We start from the raw sequence: 20,343 nt of genomic DNA on the forward strand, positions 1-20,343 counted from the left end.
TAGGGAAGGTTTTTTCGGGGGAAGTTATCGACAAAATGAGCTTATGGAATAATTTTCAGCGTGTCTATTCTTTCAAAATGCTTTTTATTAAGTGTCGCAATAGGAAGTTTATTACTTACCGCAGTTGCTGCAATAAAAAGGTCAGCCATGTCAATTTGCTTTCTCTTTCGCTTAAGTGCGTTATTGAGTTCAACAGCAACTTTTACCACATCTTTGTCAAAAGCCAGCACTTCTATTTTTTCCAGTAATTCGTTCCAGAACGTAAGTTGGTCTTTATTGGTACCTGAATAGATTTCAAACTCCGTGATGGCAGAAATTTTAAAGGAGTAACCTTTTTTCACCAGTCCGAGCAATACAGAATTTGATTTATCCGTTTTGCGAAAAAAATCAATAAGAATGGAAGTGTCTGCCAGTATTATCTTGTTCGCCATTGGTTAATAGCTTTTCTTGTGGCTGCGATAATATCCAGTTGTTTTTGATTGAACGTTGGCGCCTGCAATAAAAAGAGTTCTAATTCTTTTGCTTTAATTTTTTTCTTTTGCTCCACTTCTTTTTTCAGTTTTGTCCATTGGGCAGCTGGCAGTGTTTTGGCTAATTCCACCAATTCGTCAAATGCTATGACTGTTTTGAGTTGCATATTCAAATTTAGTGATTTTTGAATTAAAAAGAAGTATAAAATCCCCGGTTAAATTGCTGATTCGCAATTCGCGAATTTCGAATTTGTACTTTTTTGCCACTGTTCACATGCAGGATTCGTTAAATTCGGCTAACTCGCGCATGGGTAGAAAGATAACTTTTAGGGAAGGTTTTTTCGGGGGAAGTTATCGACAAAATGAGGGGGATATGCTTGGCTTTTTGCCGCGATGATTTGGAAAGGAGGTTTGTTGGTTGAAAACCTATTTCAGGACAAGACATTATATTACCCTTATTCCAATTTCCTTTAAATAATTAAATGTATCATTGTAATATTCAGTTTTTCTTGTGTGATCATCAATATCACCCTCTGGAACTACAATTATCATTCCTTGTCTAGCACGTGTAAGAAGCACTCTATAAGCATTTATTAAATATTTTTTTCTTTCAATTTTATTTATTTTCTCCCACTTATTACCTTTAAATGAGAAAGACTTCCATTCATTTTTTGAGTATCTTAAATCACCATCCCAAGTAACACAAGCCCAGTCGAGCTCAAGCCCTTGAACATGAAATTCTGTGGCTACATCTTCTAGATAGAATGATGATCTAACATCATCTTTCTCGTTTAAAAACCAATTGACGGGGTCCATTGGAGATTTTATGTCAATTGCTAGTGGTTTTAATCTTTGTGCCTGAGATGAAGCTATTATTCCATATCGCTCTGTTCCCCTAGCTTTTTCCTTCAACCATTTTTTGGCAGCAGTTAAATCCCTTGTTAAAAAGATTGGATATTTTTCCGAGATAAGATCTAATGTTTTTTTAGATTCTTCAGTATTTAAATCTAAAATTGTTTTTATAAAATATGAAACACTCTCAGCCCTAAAGGAACGCATAGAAACCGACAAATGTAAGTTGTCATCAAATTTAATGAGTTTATTTTTTTCAAGTTTTTTAATTGTGTTGATTGCATCATATTCACTATCTGTTAAGTTTGGAGATATATAAACTTTCCAATCTGAAAATTTATTATAAATAGCGTTTAGCCATTCTGAAATACCAGCCTCTCCAGTATTTATTTCTTGTCCTCCGCCAACAAGACAAATAATTACAGCCCAATCATTATGTCTATTAAGACACGAAATTAAAAATTCAGGCTCTGAAAAATCAAAACTTGATATTCCCTTTTTTCGCTTCATAAAACTTACAGTCTGCTCTTTGTTCCAAGCTCTTTGTGCTTCATCAAAGATTGCTACGTGGTCATATGGCAGGTTGTCATTATTTACATATGCATCTCTATAATGATGAATTATTTGTATAAATGATTTGACAGCCTGCTTAGCATCTCTTTTAGTAATTCTGTTTCCTAGTTGCTTTTCTCTAAAAACTTTATCTCTTGTTAATGCTTCTTGCAATATTGCAACTAATGGGGCATTACCAGATAAGTATACACTCGTGTTCCCTTTTTCTTTATCTAAATGAGAAGTTGCAACTTTCAATCCCACAAGTGTTTTTCCTGCACCAGGAACACCTGTAACAAAACAAATAGTCTTTTCTTTATTGATTTTCGCTTTTTCAATTATTTCTGCTATGGCAGAAGTAGTTTTAGATAAATTCTTTGCTTCTGCATCGCTTCTTGTTATATTCTTAACAGAATGATTGTTGTAAAGGGATATAGCAGCCTGAATAATAGTTGGAGTAGGAGCATAGTTACCTTTAATATATTCATCATAATTGATTTTGGATTTATCATCAAAAAACAATAATGCACTTTTTAGTGCTTCAAGTAAATTATTTTTATTGGATTTTATTGGTAAAAGCAGATTGTCATTATGAGAGGTTGTTGAGATTTCAATAATTGGTTCTTCTGCTTCAGTTGCAACAAGAATTGGTGCAATTATGACATTATGACTAGGCATATGAAAGTTCTTTAAATCTAAAGCATAATCCCAGACTTGCTCTAGATCATAATTTAAGAAATCTTTTTGTCCAACCTTAAATTCGATTACAAATACAATATTGTCAATTATTAAAAGACAATCAACTCGTTTTCCCATTCTAGGTATAGAAAATTCAAATAAAATTGTACCATCAAAATTGTTTAATATTTTCTTAAGTAATAGTATCTGTTCTTCCCAAGCTTTGTTTTGATTCAATGTTGAATCAAAATTATTTGATAGTGTTATTGTTCCTATTATTTCTTCTAGGGTCTTGCGTTGAAAATCAAATATAGAGTCCTTATAATAATAGTTTAGCATTAAGAAACATTTTCAGATAGTTGGTAAAATAAAAATAATAATTGATATTTAGATATATTGATGGGATATTAAAAAAGATTATCGTGCGTATCCGCCATACCTCAAAAATAATCAAAACTACCCGCTCGGGAAGTATCGGTGTGTAAGGAAAAAATCGAACTGCAAGCCGTTAAAAGGGCTGCCCGGTATCGTAAATGGAATATTGATAGGCGTCTTTCAGGAACTTCAGGTATGCTTCTACCTGCTGATAGTTCATGAAGCCCTTTTCCATCATCTGCACCGTACTGCCCGTAGTGAGCTTGTTGACTTCATTGGTGAGCACTTCCAGCCTGTCGTATTCCGGAAAATTCTTTTCAACGGATGCCCGGTAGCGTCCCAAAATTTCCAGGTAGCGTTTCGTCTGCATGGAACAGTAGGCGGCTTTTTTCGACTTAATGCTCTCGGCGAGGGCGTTCATTTCCTTGCCTTGTCCGTAGTCCACACCCACCAGGCTCATGTATTTGGTTCGGAGGCCATCTATCTCCTTCAGCAGGGTCTGTGCCGTCTTGTCGGTTTCCAGCTCACCGAATTCTTTCCCGAATGCCTCCTGCCCGGCGCTCAGCTTTCTGTACAGCATATCTTTCTCCTGCGTCAGTTCAAATAGGCTTTTGTTTTTTGCCTGCGTGGCCTGGTATTGCGCCGGGTTCTTATCGGCGGCGGCTTTTTGTTCCGCCATATATTGCCCCGACCATTCCGTCTGTTCGGCCTTGTTCATCTTGCTGACGCCCTTCACCTCGTCGATGGAAATATTGGAACTTTGCTGCAGCATCTTATCGGCCATGGCCTTTTTCTCTTCCTTGCTCATCTTGCCGCTTTGCAATTTTTGCATATCGGCTGCGGAAAGACCGTATTGAGTGGCCATCTGCTGTTTGGCCTGCTGTTCCATCGTTGCGGCGTTTTTCTTTTCATCCTTTTTAAGATAAGCTGTCTGCGCTTCCGCTGCTTTCACCACCTTGTTCATCTTCTCCCGGTAGTCGTTTTTCTGCTGCCCTGAGGAGTTGCAGACTGCATTCAGGCTGGGAGGAGAGGGCACGTTCAGCTGCAGAAATAGTTCAGGAGGCATCGGGCTGAACTGAGCCTGCGACAGCAGAAATGAACATGCCGTAATAGGAAGCAACAATAATTTTTTCATATCAAACGATTATTAGAGTTTTATAAATTCCACCCTGCGGTTCAGCGCCTTATTGGTGCTGCAGTTATTGGGAGCCACGGGTACTTTCTCGCCCTTGCCGTCCGTTTCGATACGTCCGGCATCAATGCCGTAATTATTTACCAGCGCATTCTTGACGGCAGCACCGCGTCGTTTGGACAAATCGAGATTGGAGGCATCGTCGCCGACAGAGTCGGTATGTCCGACGATTTTGATGCGCACCGCCGGATTTTCTTTCAGCACGTCCGCAATCTGTTTCAGCGTGCCGGCGGATTCCGGTTTCACCACATCTTTATTCACGTCGAAATAGATGCCGTAGCTGACCAGTTTACCTTCCGTTATCAGTTTGCTGCGCATGTCGGGCAGGCCGGTGGCTACCCTGAAATTGCTGATCAGCGGTGTTCCGTTATCGAAACGAATCATATTGTATTTGTAATTTTTTGACATGGCTTTCGGAATGTCAAACAGTTTGGTTTCTCCGATGTAGAGGCGTATTCTTTCCTTCTGCACCCAGATGGAAATGCGGTATTTTTGGTTTTCCAGCATTTTGGGTACCCCTTCCATGCCTTTTAAATCCGGCGATCCGTCTCTGTAATACGTAGCGTAGTAGTTGTTAAATCCGAAGGAAAATTTCACACCGGCATCGCCCGGTCTTGCCAGTCCGTACATCAGGTCTTTAGGTTTGGAGGTACTGGTAATGTAAAATGAAAAGTCTTTGTTGTTGTGGTTTTTCTCCATATACTTTTGCGGAATCAGGTCGAACTCTATCGTGTAATTTTCCGGAAGGGCTAACGGATCCGTCAGTGTAGTGATGCCTCTTGCATTGGTAATCTTGAACCAGCGCCCTTCTGCAATGCTGGTCGTTACCACTTCCCCCGACCCGGTGGTATTCCAAAGCAACGGAAAGTCGCCGATATTTTCGGAGGTGAAGTCATCGAAGAAAATCACTTTCTCTCCGGCTATAAAATCATATTTGGAAACGATGGTTGTATCCTTCTGGGCATGCAAAAAGAATGGCAATATAACTGCCAGTTTTAAAAAACTGATTCGTAAGTTCATATTTTTATTTTTAGTAAAATTAATATGAATCAGTGTCAGAGAAGGTGACTTTCGTTACAGAACTATATGATATTAATCATGGATTTTACGGGATGTTTTAGCTAATTGCAGAAATTGATAATCCCTTTGGTCCGTTAAGGTTGAGTTTCCAAAATACACAGCGGTTGCTGTGTATCTATGAACTATAAATCTTTTGCAATATTATATGAGTCACTCGTGTATATTGGGCGGAGTTTAAAACGAGGCTGTTGAAGTTGAATTGTCTTGGATTAAACTTTATTTTTCTGCTTGTTGGCAAATGAAAGGACGCTTTCTGTATAAATCAAAAAAAGAAAATAATCAATTTGGTAAAATGTAAGAAGCGAGGGATGGCAAAACCAGCGGAGCAATTGGTTTTGCCTTGTCTTTTTTGGTTACTTTTTTTGACTAAGAAAAAAAGTAACAGAACTCTTTCAGATGAAATAAGTGCAATCACTTTTCAATAGATTCGTATAATCCGTGGCATTTCTTATCTTTAGCCAAAATTTTTGTGGAATGGCGAACGGCAATGATTCACCTTTAAAGAAAACATGGATCCGCTTATTGAAAAATAAGCCGGCAATCATCAGCCTGGCGGTGATTGTGGTTGCTATGGCACTTGCCATTATCGGTCCGAGCATTGCCCCCGACAAGACGCCTGATGCAGATGATCAGGTGCTCGAACTCGCCAATGTGAACCCCGGCTTTCAGGTGAAGATGCTGTTGGTGCAGAAAAACAGGGAAGAAAAACCTTCTTCCTTTTTCAGCCGCGTGTTGTTCGGCAGGGATAATCCGAACCAGATGATTCCGATTGTTTCATACCGTTTTGATGACAGTGCCCATATCGTGCTGCAAACCTATGAAGGAGAGGGACGTACCGAACGAAAAATGGTGCTGCCGGTCGTGGATGTAACCCAGGCATTGTCCATCGTAAAACCCGAAATTGTCCTCAACGGCGATAAGGCGGTCTTTACTACGTTTGAGGAAAAACAGAAAACGGCTTCCATCGAAGCACTGAAAAAGGATATTGAACAGAACAGAGTCATTTTCCAAACCTATCATTTGGGAACGGACGGCTACGGACGGGATATCCTGAGCCGCCTGCTGTTCGGGGTTCGCGTATCCCTTTCCGTAGGATTGGTGGCGGTACTGATTTCCCTGACGATAGGAATCTTTATGGGCAGCGTAGCGGGGTTCTTTCGCGGATGGGTGGATAATGTCATCATGTGGTTCATCAATGTCATCTGGGCGATACCGACCATCCTGCTGGCCATGGCGATTCGCTTTGCCATCGGTGACAAGATCCCTTCTTTCCTTGCCATCTTTATAGCGGTGGGTTTATCCATGTGGGTGGAAGTGGCGCGTATCGTTCGGGGGCAGGTGCTCACCGTCCGGGAGATGGAGTATGTCCAGGCTGCGCGCGGGTTGGGTTTTAGCAACGTCCGTATCATCCTCAAACATATTTTGCCTAATATCATCGGCCCCATCATGGTGATAGCGGCTTCGGATTTTGCATCCGCCATCTTAATAGAAGCAGGTTTGAGTTTTGTAGGTATCGGGGTAAAACCTCCTACACCCAGCTGGGGTACCATGCTGAACGATCATCGGGCTTATTTATTAACACCCGGCAAGGCATTCCTGGCGCTGGCACCCGGAATTTGCATTATGGTAATGGTGCTGGCATTCAACCTGTTAGGAAATGGATTAAGAGATGCGTTCGATGTAAAAGGAAAAACTGTTTAGCTTATTGCCTGATAGCCAGTTGCTTAGAAAATCACAACGTTAAATTTTACGAATACCGTTTATTTTTTGACGAAGGTTAACAAATCGTTGAACCTGGAATGTATCTTGTGTGTTTTATTGGTGTAGTTGAGTTATATCCTTATTTTTGGGTATTGATTCAAAAATGCCTGGATTGGTATTACTAACGAAAGATTGAAAAGATGAGAAGAACGTATATTCATAAAGAAGGATGGAAGATTGTGCTGACTGTTTTTTTTGTAGTACTGCTCATTAACCTTCTTACGAATTATATCATTCACGCAGGCAATACCGTAAGCTGGGTGGTCTTTATCCTTACCTTCTCCATATTTTGTTTTGTCACCTATTTCTTCCGCAATCCGCGCAGGCATATCATCACCGATGATGACAAGATCATTTGTCCTGCTGACGGCAAGGTTGTGGTGATAGAAGAAGTATTTGAACCGGAATATTTTGAAGACAAGCGTTTGCAGGTTTCGGTATTCATGTCGCCGAGCAATGTACATGTGAATCGTGCTCCGATAGCAGGTGAAGTGAAATATTCCAAATACCACGACGGGAAATACCTGGTGGCATGGCATCCGAAATCCTCCACCGAGAATGAACGTACATCTTTGGTGATTGATAACGGAACGATAGATGTATTGGTCAGACAGATAGCCGGAAAAGTGGCGCGTCGCATCGTTTATTACCTGGAAGAAGGGGACACCATCGAACAGGGGGCGGATTTCGGCTTTATCAAATTCGGCTCCCGGGTGGATTTATTCCTGCCATTGGATACCAAAATCAATGTCCATCTCGGCCAGAAGGTGAAAGGCGGGATTACCGTCATAGGAGAGTTGATGAAATGACCTTTCGCTCTATTTCAGGCGATATAGTGTAAATCCGTGAAAGCTTCCGATGCTGTCCTGCAGCGAGGGCGATATAGTTCTGTCGTTTTTCCACGAATCATTTCCCAGTAGTAAAAAATCGGATTTCTTTGCTTTTAGAATCAATGTATAATCATTGAATTCCGTAAACCCTTTGCGTTTCAGCAGGCAGAGCGTCTTGTTCGGTGAATCGTCGGGCAGAGACAGGATAGTCCTGGTTTCAGTAACGCCATGTGTGAGCAGGAAATCCTGCATTTCGGCGGAAGAAAGATAGCCGTTGTATAAGTTGTCGCTGAGCTTTTCAGCTGTAAAAAACTTACAGAAGATGATGGCCGGGATTAGAAGCATAAACAAAACACTATGGGCAAAGATATTTTCCGAATGGAAACGGTTGTACGTCTTTAGTATCCCGATAAGGGCAAACAGCATGAAAATAAAAAAAACAGTGTAGTAGTATTCATGTCCTGACATCTTTTGATAAAAAAGCAGGATATAGAGAATTGTCAGCAGAAAAGAGGAGAGCATAATAAGACGTAAATCTCTTTCCAGTTTTTTCCGGTGTTTCAGGAGAAAATAAACGCTGCCCAGCAAGACCAGAGAGACGGGTCGCCAGAAATAATTGTTGCTGAGCGAAACCACCATCCGCCAGATACCCAGGCCTATATCGTAAAACGATAATTCCCAGATGGGTGCAATGTTTAAGCAATAGTAGTTGTCGTGGTGCAGCCGGTTGTACGATTTGGCATAGACATACCAAAGTACCACCGGAATAAGAAAGCAGCCACTTAAAATTAGTTTTACCCTTTGCTGTGGTATGTTGGATGATGCAAGCATAATAAACAGGATGCAAAAATTAATTACCTGACTTGCTTTGAGCAGAGCACCAAGCGTAAAAAATAAAAAGGACACCGCCAACCAACCCGGTTTTCTTTTCCTGTAAGCGCCAAAGAAGATTGCCCATCCGATAAATGAAACGCTTAATGCCGGAACATCACTCAAGAAATTATTCCCGTAAAATACCAGCAGCGGAGAGGTGAACAAGAGCAGGGTGCAGAACACAGACAACAGCTGCCGGCGGAGAAAATGGAAGGCAATAAAATACGTGGCCATTATTCCGCAAAGGAACAGGAAGGTGTGGAGGACACGCAAAGCAAGGGCTGTATTACTGAAACAGGCAGCTATAAAATAAAACAGCGGAAATTCACCGGCGACCTTCCCGTTGTCGGACTGCAGGTTGTAGGTTTCAGGCTGTAAGAATGGCAAATGGAACTGCCTATAGTTTTGTGCCATGGCCAGACAATCCGCCTGCCGCCAGAGGTGTGAGCCCTGCGGCAGCAGCTGTCCGATATGCGGGTATCCGTAAAAAAATGCGACACACAGGATGCAGATGAGCGATATAAGGAAACCGGGCAGACGTGTCTTCACAAAGTGAAAATACAACTTTAAGCAGAAACTAAAAGTTATATTGGTCTATTCCTTTAATATCTCCACTTGTTTTTCCCTGTTCGCAATGATTTGAGGGACACCTTTGAATTCTCCGACTTTTCCTTTCACGCAGATCGATTTACCCTGCAGGAATTCTTCCGGTTTGTAGGAAAAATTCAATCTGTCATTCCCAAAGATCATGAGGGTAAATACCTGTTCGGGATATTTTCTATCCAGGTTGATGTAGGTGGGATTGGTTTTGCCGTTCTCACTGTATTTGGTGCTGATCACTTTACCGCACACACAAGCCTCCCTGCCGATGTGGTCCTTTGCCTGCAGGGTATTGATTTTTCCTTTTCCGTAATCTTTCGGGGTGAACTGCGATGCTTTCAGTTGTTTGAAATAGTTTTTATCGAAAGATAACAGATCCTGCTGCGCTTCTAACATACTTTCAAGGCTGTCAGTCAATTTTGGGAAAAAATCAATGCCGGTCAGTGTTTCGATACTGTCGATGCTCACCGCATGTTTTTCCAATTCAAACGGCACATCCTTATTCGGATAAATAAATGCGAGGGCTTTGTAAACCGGCGGATAATAATCCAAAACGATTTTAAACAGATATTCCGGTATTGAAACTTTTTTGGAACCCTTAGGAATCTTAGGCAGGCTGTCTCTTAAGACCGGCCCGGTCACGACTATCAGCTCATCGTTGTCAATGGCCCACTCCCGGATCTGCATTTCCAGCTTGTTCCAGGCACCCTTATTCAGCAGATGGTTTTGAGGGATGATGTTCGAGTAGTAATAGGATTCACTCAACGCTTTTTTGCTCCATTTGAAATCCGCCGAGGCAGCAAGGTGTCCACGGTCGTAGCCGCTCAGCCAGTAGTCGGAAGAGTCAGACATAGCCTGTTTAATCAGCGGATCGGTCCTGTAATCATTGGTGCGGGTTTGGCTGCCGTACAGAATATCTTTAGGGATAACGTGCACCACATAATTAGGCAGGCGGTGAACTGAATTGTAACTGGATACAAATGCAGCATGCCTGGCTATGATCTCTCCGTTGACAGGCTCTGCCAACCCGACAGAATCTATCAGTTTGCGGACATAACTTAGCCGGGTTGTCTCCAGATTCCTGAAAATGTCCTTTTGCAGCTGATAGGAGATGGAGTCCTGCCCTTTGACATTCAGCATGCAGGAGAAACAGAAAACTAAAAATAACAGCGGGTATGATTTTTTCATATCATAAATATATAAAACGGATAAGCATTTTCAAGCGATATTGAATACCTGAAACAAAAAACGAGCCAATCACATTGGCTCGTTTCTTATGACAGACCTTCAAGGTCTGATTGATTTAGTCGTTATAAATGGCTTCTATCTCTTTTTGGTAAGTTTCGTTGATGACTTTTCTTTTCAGTTTCATCGTCGGAGTAAGTTCTCCTGTTTCCGGAGTCCATTCTGATTTCAACAACCTGAATTTCTTGATTTGTTCGATATGGCTGAAATTCGGATTGAGTTCGTCCACGATACTTTGGTATTTTGCCATTACTTTCGGATGGGCAATCAACTCCTCTCTGGAAGAAAAGGGGATGTCGTTTTCAGCCGCAAACTGTTCCAATACCGTAAAAGCAGGAACTATGAGTGCGGAAACAAATTTCTTGCTTTCACCCACCACCATGATTTGTTCGATGAAGAAGTTTTCGCGGAACTTGCTCTCAATAGGAGCCGGTGCCACATATTTTCCGCCTGAAGTCTTTAAGAGTTCTTTTTTTCGGTCGGTAATTTTTAAAAACTTGTTTCCGGCGTTGTTGGTGACAAATGTGCCTACATCTCCGGTAGAGAACCATCCGTCTTCCGTCAGCACTTCAAGGGTTTTTTCCGGATCTTTATAATAACCCATCATGATGTTCGGGCCTTTGGCAATGATTTCTCCGTCATCGGCGATCTTGATTTCCACCTCTTTAATCGGCATTCCCACAGTACCCAGCATGGCGCCGCCTTCCGCGAAGCGGTTAAACGTGAGTACCGGAGAGGTTTCCGTTAAGCCATAGCCTTCGCGAATCGGTATGCCGGCAGCGGAAAATACGCGCGCCATTTTCAGCGGGCATGCAGCAGAACCCGTAACGATTCCGAGTATGCGTCCGCCCAGTCCTTCTCTCCATTTGGAAAAAATAAGCTTGTCCGCTATTTTAAAGGTGAAGGAAGGTTTCTGGTCGTAATCATATTTGTCGGCCAACTCCAACGCCCAGAAAAATAATTTCTTTTTGATGCCGGTCAGCGCCAGTCCTTTATTTACGATGCCTTCGTATACTTTTTCCAGTAAGCGGGGTACGGTTGTAAAGAAATGCGGTCGTACGGTACCCAGTTTCTCTTTCAGCGTATCAATGTCGGAGTAATATACATTGGCCCCGGCATGCAGATAGGTATAGATGACCATTCTTTCAAAAATATGGCACAGCGGCAAAAAGCTGAGGCAGGTATGTCCGGTTTGCAATGGCAATTCAGCTCTTACCGTCAACACATTGGAAACGATATTATGATGTGACAGCATGACACCTTTTGGTGTTCCGGTCGTCCCGGAAGTATAGATGAGCGTTGCTAAATCGGTTGGGTCAACGGTATCGCTGATTGCCTTTATCTGGGCAACATCACCGCCTTCTCCCAGTTTCATGATTTCCTCATAATGGCTGGCGCCTTCCACCTCTTCAAAAGTGTAAATCCCCTGCAGGCTGACCACTTTTTCTTTCAGATTTCTCACTTTACTGAAAAGCTTGGCATCCGATACTATACAGATTTTTGCTTCCGCATGGTTCAGGATATATTCATAATCCGATTCGCTGATGGTAGGATATAATGGAACATTGATAGCGCCAATCTGTCCAATTCCCTGATCACAGATATTCCATTCCGTTCTGTTGGCGGAGGTAACCACAGCCACTTTGTCTCCTTTTTGTATGCCTAATTTCAGGAGGCCTAAACTCATATTATTGGAGAGTGTCAATAATTCATCCGTACTTACTTTCCACCAGATACCGTCTTTTATACTTGCCAGCGCGACCTGCTGAGGGTAATTTTCTTTTTGATAATGTAAAACGTCAAATAATCTTTTAACTTCCATATGCGTCAGATTTTGTTGTAAAAAGAGTCGATTAATTCCTTGTATTTTTCTTTCAGCGCTTTACGGCGCAGTTTCATGGTGGCGGTTAACAAGCCATTTTCCACCGTCCATTCATCGGACAGCAGTTCAAACTGTTTAATCTGTTCCACTTTCCCAAAGTTACTATTAAAATCGGTAATTATATCCTTGTAAAATTGTTTTACAGCCTGATGTTGAATTAATTCCTCATTAGATAAAAAACTAATATCCTGTTTGGCCGCCCACTCTTTCAGATTCTCAAAACTAGGAACTATCAGGGCGGCGACAAACTTTTCCCCGTCTCCGACCAGTGCGACCTGCTCGATATAAAACGATTCCTTGAGTTTGTTCTCAATCGGAGAAGGAGCCACATATTTACCACCGGATGTTTTGAATAATTCTTTCTTACGGTCGGTGATTTTCAGGAACCCGTCCGCTGTAAATTCCCCGATATCTCCGGTCAGCAGCCAGCCTTCTTCGTTAAATACATTCCTGGTTTCTTCAGGGTCTTTGTAATAACCCACCATCACGCTGGGTGCCTTGATCAGTATCTCTCCGTCTTCCGCAATTTGTACCTGAACACTCGGCAGCAGTTTCCCCACGCAGCCGGCTCGGTATTCCTTTTCCTTGGAAGGAACCACGCTCACCACCGGTGAGCATTCAGTCAGGCCATACCCTTCAAGTACAGGAATACCTGCATTCGTGAAGATGGTGGCCAGTTTCGGCTGCAGCGGCGCCGATCCGTAAATGATGGATTTGATTCTGCCGCCTAAGGCTTCCCGCCATTTGCTGAACACAAAATTATTGGCAACCATTAATTTGGAAGCTTCTGTAAATGTCCTGGGTTTTCCCAATGGAATCTGCTGGGCCTGGTTGACACTCCAGAAGAATAATTGCTTCTTGAAGCCGGTGAGCGTTTTCCCTTTTTTGATGATTTTTTCGTAAACCCTTTCCAGCAGTCGCGGTACGGTGGCAAAATAATGCGGCTTAATATCCTGCAAATGTTCGGAAATGGTTTCCAGTCCGTCGGCGTAATAGACAGAGGCGCATGCCCCGAAATAGGCATAGTTGAGGGTGCGTTCAAATACATGGCACAGCGGCAGAAAGCTCAGGATGATATCTCCTTTTTTAACCGGAACGTCGTGCAGGCAGTCTCTCACATTGGTTACGATATTATGGTGCGACAGCATCACGCCTTTGGGTATTCCGGTGGTACCGGAGGTGTAGATGATGGTGGCTAAATCATTCGGCTGGATGGATGCTTTGATGGCTGAAAGTTGCTGCTCCAGCACTTCATCTTCCACCATAAGTTCTTTCCAGTTCTTTACGGTCTCTACATCATCGAAACTGTAAACTCCCTTTAAACTCGGTATATTCTGCAGAATCTGGGATATCTTCCTATACATCAGTTTTTCGGAAACAAAGACATACTTAACTTCTGCATGGTTGAAAATATATTCATATTCCTTGCTGCTGATAGTGGGATAAATCGGAATATCGACCACACCAGTCTGAAGACAGGCTAAGTCGATAAAATGCCATTCCGGACGGTTGGAGACAGAGATGATGGCAATTTTATCTCCTTTCTGCAACCCCAGCCGGATTAATCCCTGACTTACTTTACGGGCAGTTTGGATAAAATCCGAAGTGGAATAATTGGTCCAGTGCTTCTTGTCTTCTCTCCGGGCTAAACAGACCTTGAGGGGATGTGTTTGCTGCTGGTATTCAATGATATCAAAAATTCTACTGTACGACACGCTCATCCAAAATGTGAATTTCAAATTTAGAAAAATTAATTTAGTAGTTCTTACTTAATTCATGAAAGTTTTATTTGGATTCTTTCTTATTAAACAGAGGCGGCTATATTTTTTTAGAAATTTGACTGGCTTCTTCTACATATGACAACTATTTAATATACAAATGGATATTTATTTCGACATTTATATTTACATTCGCTGCTTATAAAAGTATAGCAATGAAAAGAATATTTACCGTACTAAGCATATTCCTCACCATTTATGCTTTCGGGCAAAAGACATATGTCTATTTTCAGAACAACACCTCGCTGTCACTTGGTGTGAACTGTACCCAAACAGGCGATCATGTTATGGCAGCTTCTGAATGGTGGGGAACGACAGGCAATCTGACCCCATGGCAGCGCAATACCAATGTACTGTGGACAAACAGAGATGCAGGCGTGCATAACGGCAATACGTTTTATCATACGGTCAATTTGACTTCGGGAGGTGAAACGGTTCAGCTGAAACTTAAAATGACAGGAAGCCTAATCGGAAGTTCCATCTGGTGTTCTGCAGCTGGCCCCGGATTTAGCCAGGCCTGGTATACGGATAGAAATTTCCACTCACAGAATTTTATGCTTAACGGTAAATCCGTTACCATTAAATATGCCTTTTACTTCACAGGGGGATATGATGATATACTGTATACCCTGCACGAGAATGATCCCTTTCCGATTCAGGCTGCTGACATAGCCAATCCGAGAAAGGTAAACATACTGTCACAAAACGCTTATATGCGTCCTTCAGAATTATTCTTTGACGATCAGGATGTACGAAAAGATTACTACGATGATGTTTTGCATAATTACGATGCAATTATATTTCAGGAACTATTCGACGATGATGTGCGGGTAAGCATGCTGTCTCAGCTGGCTGCAGAATATCCATACCAGTCGACAATTGTTGATGTCCCGAACCATGGTGCGCTGGACCCGGTACAGGATGGAGGGATATTGATTGTGAGCCGTTGGCCGATAGAAACACAGGACCAGTTCTTATTCGGAAATAATTGTAATGCAGATGATTGTCTGGCATACAAGGGATTTAAATACTGTAAAATAAACAAGCTGGGGGTGAAATATCACCTATTTGGAACACATATGGATGCGTTTAATGAAGAGATAGACGTGAACATAAGAAAAGCACAGCTGCAGCAGGCTAAAACCTATATTGCGGGTAAGTCCATCCCTGCTGATGAGGCGGTATTATTTGGAGGGGATTTAAATATAGATAAGATTACGAATAAGTGGGGAGAATATGACAGTTTGTGGACGCCATTCTTTGGTGCGCAGGCTCCGGTATTTGATAATCCGCTAAATCCTTCGTGGAATTCTCAAACGAATCACTATTTGTCAGGCACGAGTGATCCGGCAGAATACCTGGATTATGTGCTGCCGATGAAATCCAATTTACTGCCTACCACTACTATTAATCAGGTAACCCCATACAGAACCAATGCAGATGCCATGTGGAAGAAATTTGACATCAGTGATCATTATGGAATAAGAGGGATTTTCGAATACCCCGGCAGTGTTCCCACCTGTGTAATTCCAGGCGGATTAATTGTTTCTGCTATCACAGCAACCTCGTGCACGGCATCCTGGTCAGCAGTGAGTGGCACTAGCGGTTATAATGTCCGCTATAAAACTGTTGCAGGTACAGTCTGGACAACCTTGTCAGCGGCAGCAAATACCGTTACGATTACAGGTCTTAGTGGCGGGACTGCCTATGAAGTACAGGTACAGAACAAATGTGCGGGCTTATTGAACAGTTCCTGGTCAACGAGTGTAAATTTCAATACACTGAATACTGCCTGCACAGATAGTTATGAAGCTAATGAAAGCAGAACGGCAGCTAAGGCTATAGCGGTCAATACGGATATCTTCGCCAAGATTGCCACTTCTGCAGATGTGGACTGGTTTAAATTTTCCAATGCAACCGCACAGAAAAACATTAAAGTGGTGCTGTCTAATTTGCCTGCCAATTATGATTTGCAATTGTATGACAGCAAAGGCAATTTACTCAGGACATCTGCCAATACCGGAACAACAAATGAGCAGGTGACCTATAATACCACCAAAACCGGTACTTATTATGCCAGAGTGTATGGTGTGAGCGGTACTTCCAGTGCCGCCTGTTATACTCTTAAGGCGATTATTTCCAATACAAGTCTCAGATTGTCGGAGCCGGAAGAATCTGATACGGAGATTAGTCAGGAAACGGCTGTGCGGTTATATCCAAATCCGGTGAAAGATGATCTGACCTTAGAATTTAATATGGCAGAAGAGGGTAGGGTGTATCTGTCCGTATTTGATATTTATGGGAAACTCGTCTCCTCAGAAACATACAACGGATATGACGGAATCAATGCGATATACAAGAATGTAACTGATTTAGAGAACGGATTTTATATCGTAACGCTGTCAGATTCAGACAATCTCTTATACAAAGGAAAGTTTGTCAAGAACTAAATACTAAATTAATAAGGAATACAAACAGAAAGACCTGCTTGCGGCAGGTCTTTCTGTTTAAATGCGATTCGAATCATTCATTCTCTGCTGCTCATCCATTTTAATACGGCAGAAATAACGGCAATCAATACAGATAATGCAATGCTTACTTCAACCATCTTCCAGTTAGACGCGAAAAAGGAGGCGTTATACCAGATGGCAAATAAGGTTAGCACCATCGTACAAGAAATCAGAAAGATTCCGGCAATGCTTAATAAATTGTAAGCTGTTTCATAAAGATGCAGACAGCAGAAGAGAGAAAGGCATCCTATTGATAGGGTGAGTAATGTAAAGAAAACCCGGAGTCCGGTTGCTCCGGACTTACTGAAAACATAAGCATAAATATACCATGCAATACTAAAAAGCAGAGTCGCAATAAAAAGATAAAACAGGCTGTTTCGAAGTATGGCTATTTTTTGCATAATTTTTCGGAAAGATAGATTAACTCTAAAAATACAACAATTTATCAGTTTTGACAATCTTCGGCGAATTGCTGTCTGACAAAGGCTGTATTTTACATTAGGAATCTTAAATTAAAAAATTAATTTAGTGTGCGAACAATCATGAGAAAATCATCCAATCTGGTACTCTATAAAGCATCGGCAGGTTCCGGCAAGACCTATGCATTGGCAAAAGAGTATTTGAAGATTGTGCTGTTAAACCCGGGTGATTACAATAAAATCCTGGCAGTCACCTTCACCCGAAAGGCTACTGCAGAGATGAAATCGCGTATCATTGAGTACCTGAGCTTACTGGAAAAAAAGGATAAAAAGCTGGAGGGACTCAGAAATGTTGTCATAGCAGAAATAAAAGCAGAGAAAGATGTCGATATTTCACAGCATTTTGATGGGAACGTGAGCAAGGCCCTGCAACTAATCCTCCATGATTATTCCAATTTTAACATCTCGACCATTGACAGCTTTTTTCAGGGTATCATCCGCTCATTCGCCAAAGAATTGGATTTGCCTATTGGGATGGAAGTCGAGCTCGATACAGGGAAGGTTATCGGTGTTGCCGTGCAGAACACCCTGAAGGATTACAAACAGGATAAGGATGAATTTTCCAGATGGCTGGAAGAATACCTGTTTGACCTGCTGGAAGAGGATAAAAGCTGGAAGATAGAGCAAAATATAGCCAAACTGGCTTCTCAGATCCTGGGGGAAGAATATCAGCTGATGGTTATGAATAACGACCAGCGCTTTGACATACAAACATATAAGAATGCCTTGTCTGAATTAAAGCAGATTATTGTCCAATACAAGCGGAAATTAGATTTCTTAACAAAAGAGGCAGAACAAAAAATAGCCCGTGACCGTCTCGATTTAAGCCTGTATTTTCAAGGAAACAGAAGTGTTCAGTCGTTCATTAACAAGACTAGCGCTTATGCTCCTGAAGCCAATTCCTTTCTTCTCAAAATGCTGGACGACGGAGAATTATATTCCAAAACCAAAATAAAAGAGGAAGTTGTTATCCGCCAGTTGGAACATGCGTGGAACTCCTACCTGAAGCCTTATGTTCAGGATGTGCTGGAATGGAAAGAGGAGCATTTTGCGAGATATGTATCGGCGGAACTGGTACTTAAGAATATCTATTCCTTAGCGTTGCTGGCGTATATCAATTCTAAGCTGAAGGAATACAAGTCTGAACAAAATCTGATGCTGATATCCGATACCAATCATATCATCAGCCTGATTGCACAACACGAAGAGGTACCCTTTATCTTTGAGAAATCAGCCAATTTCTTAAAATATATTCTGATTGATGAGTTTCAGGATACATCCTCTTTGCAATGGAACGGTATGCTTCCGCTGCTGCTGGAGATTTTACAAAACGTAAACGGACGGGTGCTGATTGTCGGCGATCCGAAACAAAGCATTTACCGCTGGAGAGGCGGCAAAATGGAATTGATTGTGGATGGCATCGCTCCGGATCTGTCCTATCACTGGGATGGACGAAAAGATGTCCCGCTCGTCGAGAACTACAGGAGTGCCCCGGAAATAGTCCGGTTCAATAATGCATTATTTTCCAAAATAAGAGATTCTATTACTCTGGAGCATCCGTTGTTTCGGCAGGTATTGGAGGATGTGATTCAGTCGGAGAAGAAAGCAGAACTAAACGGTTTTGTTCAGTGCAAGTGGCTGGATAAAAAGGGTGTTCCTGAAGGCGAAGACATACACCTGCATGAAGTGCTAAATATTATTGAGTCATTAAATGGAACAAAACGATACGGCGATATAGCCGTACTGACTCGCAATAATGCGGATGGATTTTCCGTGGCTAATTTCCTGCAGCAAAAAAACATTCCAGTCGTATCCGCCGAATCCCTGTTGCTGCAGCATCAGCAATCCATAAAATTGCTGATAGCCGCCATGCAGTACATCGCTTATCCGGAGGAAGATTTTTATGCGGTTAAACTGAACTATCTGTTTGCCGGTTTTACAGGTAAAGAACATGCAGAACAATACCTCGCCAAACACGCAGCTGAATATTATTTTTTCGAAGAGCAGATCTCATTTCTACAACGAAAGAATGCTCAAAAATTATCGGCTGTTTCTGTCCTTGAACTGGTGTTTTTATTGATGAAAGAACTTGGGCTCGATATTCAGACGGACAGCTATCTCTGGCGTTTTCAGGATATCGTATTGCAGCATGGTCGCCAGCAGATCAATTCGCTGGTTGATTTTCTGGAATACTGGGAAGCGAATAAATCCAAATTATCGATACTGCCGCCGGAAGGAATGGATGCGGTACAGATTTATACCATTCATAAATCCAAAGGACTGCAGTTTCCGGTTGTCATCCTGCCGTATGCCGACTGGAGTATGAAGCCTAAGCCCACATCCTCCATTTGGGTGAAAAGCAATGAACCGCCTTTTGATGAACTGAAGGCATTTCCCGTAGAAATGAATAAGAAAATGGAGAGCAGTTTGTTTGCCTCATTTTATCAAAAAGAAGTAGAGGCAACGTATATGGACAACATCAACTTGTTGTATGTGGCCTGTACGCGTCCGGAAGAGCAATTGTACATTCTTTCGGATATACAAAAAGAAAATAAGTCGGATGAATTGCCCGCAAATGTAAGCGAACTGCTGAAAAATATCCTGTCCGGATTAACGCTTGAAAATAGCACCTGCACGGACGATGAATTTATTTTCGGAAAGCGGTCAGAGGCCCCAACTTCTTCAGAAACACAGAAGGGTGTAAAATCGATTGCTCCCGGTTTCATACATAACTTTAAGGCAAATCTCCCATTGTCCGGAAGTGAAGAACACAATGAAGCGCAGGTGAAAGGCAATATGCTGCATACGATCTTGTCTAAAGTGCATCGCCCTGACCAATGGCACAAAGCGGTTGCATCCACCGCTCTAAATCAGAAAGAAGTGGCGATATACAGTACTGCCGTCAAAAAGGTGATTGACTTTTTTGAACAACAACAGTGGTATGATGCATCCTGGCAGCACTTGAGTGAACAATCCGTTTGGTTTAAACAAAATGAACTGCGCCCGGATAAAGTCCTGCTGAAGGAGGATCAATGCATCATCATAGATTATAAAACCGGTGCGAAAGAAAAGAAACATACCGCACAGGTGAAAGAATATATGGCAGCGTATGCCACCATTTTGCAAAGACCTGTTTCCGGGTTTCTGCTGTATATTGATACCCTCGAACTTCAAGCCGTTAACTGA

Annotated in this window: 14 protein-coding genes; 4 read left to right on the forward strand and 10 right to left on the reverse strand. The window is 42.1% G+C overall.

What is annotated here, in order from left to right:
* Positions 1 to 41: 41 nt before the first annotated feature.
* From IPM95_12845 to IPM95_12865, 5 genes are all read right to left on the reverse strand, one after another.
* Complete coding sequence (locus tag IPM95_12845) at positions 42 to 431, reverse strand: type II toxin-antitoxin system VapC family toxin (GenBank protein ID MBK9330156.1); 390 nt, start codon at positions 429 to 431, stop codon at positions 42 to 44.
* The gene (locus tag IPM95_12850) at positions 416 to 637 is read right to left on the reverse strand and encodes a hypothetical protein (GenBank protein MBK9330157.1); all 222 of its coding nucleotides are present in this window, start codon (positions 635 to 637) and stop codon (positions 416 to 418) included. Before IPM95_12850 ends, IPM95_12845 begins: the two co-directional genes overlap by 16 nt.
* Positions 638 to 914: 277 nt before the next feature.
* Positions 915 to 2,891: a DUF2075 domain-containing protein gene (locus IPM95_12855; protein ID MBK9330158.1), complete on the reverse strand. Its 1,977-nt coding sequence runs from the start codon at positions 2,889 to 2,891 to the stop codon at positions 915 to 917.
* A gap of 169 nt (positions 2,892 to 3,060) precedes the next feature.
* Positions 3,061 to 4,062 (reverse strand): hypothetical protein, encoded by a 1,002-nt coding sequence (locus tag IPM95_12860; GenBank protein ID MBK9330159.1) that lies wholly within the window; start codon positions 4,060 to 4,062, stop codon positions 3,061 to 3,063.
* Between the two features lie 12 nt (positions 4,063 to 4,074).
* Positions 4,075 to 5,139 carry an OmpA family protein gene (locus tag IPM95_12865; GenBank protein MBK9330160.1) on the reverse strand — a complete coding sequence of 355 codons (1,065 nt, stop codon included), beginning with the start codon at positions 5,137 to 5,139 and terminating at the stop codon, positions 4,075 to 4,077.
* Between the two features lie 534 nt (positions 5,140 to 5,673).
* Between IPM95_12865 and IPM95_12870 the strand changes: the two genes are divergently transcribed.
* Both IPM95_12870 and IPM95_12875 read left to right on the forward strand, forming a co-directional pair.
* Complete coding sequence (locus IPM95_12870) at positions 5,674 to 6,900, forward strand: ABC transporter permease (GenBank protein MBK9330161.1); 1,227 nt, start codon at positions 5,674 to 5,676, stop codon at positions 6,898 to 6,900.
* A 200-nt stretch (positions 6,901 to 7,100) separates the two neighbouring features.
* Positions 7,101 to 7,769, forward strand: a complete 669-nt coding sequence (locus IPM95_12875; protein MBK9330162.1) for a phosphatidylserine decarboxylase family protein — start codon at positions 7,101 to 7,103, stop codon at positions 7,767 to 7,769.
* Positions 7,770 to 7,778: 9 nt separating this feature from the next.
* Here IPM95_12875 and IPM95_12880 read toward each other — a convergent pair whose 3' ends face one another.
* The 4 genes from IPM95_12880 to IPM95_12895 all read right to left on the reverse strand — a co-directional run bounded on the left by IPM95_12880 (position 7,779) and on the right by IPM95_12895 (position 14,111).
* Complete coding sequence (locus IPM95_12880; protein ID MBK9330163.1) at positions 7,779 to 9,212, reverse strand: hypothetical protein; 1,434 nt, start codon at positions 9,210 to 9,212, stop codon at positions 7,779 to 7,781.
* A gap of 45 nt (positions 9,213 to 9,257) precedes the next feature.
* Positions 9,258 to 10,451, reverse strand: coding sequence for a DNA/RNA non-specific endonuclease (locus tag IPM95_12885; protein MBK9330164.1), 1,194 nt, complete (start codon positions 10,449 to 10,451; stop codon positions 9,258 to 9,260).
* Between the two features lie 115 nt (positions 10,452 to 10,566).
* Entirely contained in the window at positions 10,567 to 12,330 is a 1,764-nt protein-coding gene (locus tag IPM95_12890; GenBank protein MBK9330165.1) for a long-chain fatty acid--CoA ligase, read from the reverse strand.
* A 5-nt stretch (positions 12,331 to 12,335) separates the two neighbouring features.
* The gene (locus tag IPM95_12895) at positions 12,336 to 14,111 is read right to left on the reverse strand and encodes a long-chain fatty acid--CoA ligase (GenBank protein MBK9330166.1); all 1,776 of its coding nucleotides are present in this window, start codon (positions 14,109 to 14,111) and stop codon (positions 12,336 to 12,338) included.
* Positions 14,112 to 14,323: 212 nt separating this feature from the next.
* Between IPM95_12895 and IPM95_12900 the strand changes: the two genes are divergently transcribed.
* Entirely contained in the window at positions 14,324 to 16,618 is a 2,295-nt protein-coding gene (locus IPM95_12900) for a T9SS type A sorting domain-containing protein (protein MBK9330167.1), read from the forward strand.
* Between the two features lie 77 nt (positions 16,619 to 16,695).
* Here IPM95_12900 and IPM95_12905 read toward each other — a convergent pair whose 3' ends face one another.
* Positions 16,696 to 17,079 carry a hypothetical protein gene (locus IPM95_12905; protein ID MBK9330168.1) on the reverse strand — a complete coding sequence of 128 codons (384 nt, stop codon included), beginning with the start codon at positions 17,077 to 17,079 and terminating at the stop codon, positions 16,696 to 16,698.
* A gap of 129 nt (positions 17,080 to 17,208) precedes the next feature.
* On the opposite strand from IPM95_12905, the gene IPM95_12910 reads away from it, so the two are divergent.
* Positions 17,209 to 20,343, forward strand: coding sequence for a UvrD-helicase domain-containing protein (locus IPM95_12910; GenBank protein MBK9330169.1), 3,135 nt, complete (start codon positions 17,209 to 17,211; stop codon positions 20,341 to 20,343).

The sequence above is a fragment of the Sphingobacteriales bacterium genome, assembly GCA_016719635.1.
Lineage (GTDB): Bacteria > Bacteroidota > Bacteroidia > Chitinophagales > JADIYW01 > JADJSS01.

Coding starts and splice junctions, on each gene's coding strand:
- IPM95_12855 (MBK9330158.1), bottom strand. CDS start 2,891: ATGCTAAACTATTATTATAAGGACTCTATATTTGATTTTCAACGCAAG.
- IPM95_12900 (MBK9330167.1), top strand. CDS start 14,324: ATGAAAAGAATATTTACCGTACTAAGCATATTCCTCACCATTTATGCT.
- IPM95_12905 (MBK9330168.1), bottom strand. CDS start 17,079: ATGCAAAAAATAGCCATACTTCGAAACAGCCTGTTTTATCTTTTTATT.
- IPM95_12885 (MBK9330164.1), bottom strand. CDS start 10,451: ATGAAAAAATCATACCCGCTGTTATTTTTAGTTTTCTGTTTCTCCTGC.
- IPM95_12865 (MBK9330160.1), bottom strand. CDS start 5,139: ATGAACTTACGAATCAGTTTTTTAAAACTGGCAGTTATATTGCCATTC.
- IPM95_12875 (MBK9330162.1), top strand. CDS start 7,101: ATGAGAAGAACGTATATTCATAAAGAAGGATGGAAGATTGTGCTGACT.
- IPM95_12870 (MBK9330161.1), top strand. CDS start 5,674: ATGGCGAACGGCAATGATTCACCTTTAAAGAAAACATGGATCCGCTTA.
- IPM95_12845 (MBK9330156.1), bottom strand. CDS start 431: ATGGCGAACAAGATAATACTGGCAGACACTTCCATTCTTATTGATTTT.
- IPM95_12895 (MBK9330166.1), bottom strand. CDS start 14,111: ATGAGCGTGTCGTACAGTAGAATTTTTGATATCATTGAATACCAGCAG.
- IPM95_12850 (MBK9330157.1), bottom strand. CDS start 637: ATGCAACTCAAAACAGTCATAGCATTTGACGAATTGGTGGAATTAGCC.
- IPM95_12860 (MBK9330159.1), bottom strand. CDS start 4,062: ATGAAAAAATTATTGTTGCTTCCTATTACGGCATGTTCATTTCTGCTG.
- IPM95_12890 (MBK9330165.1), bottom strand. CDS start 12,330: ATGGAAGTTAAAAGATTATTTGACGTTTTACATTATCAAAAAGAAAAT.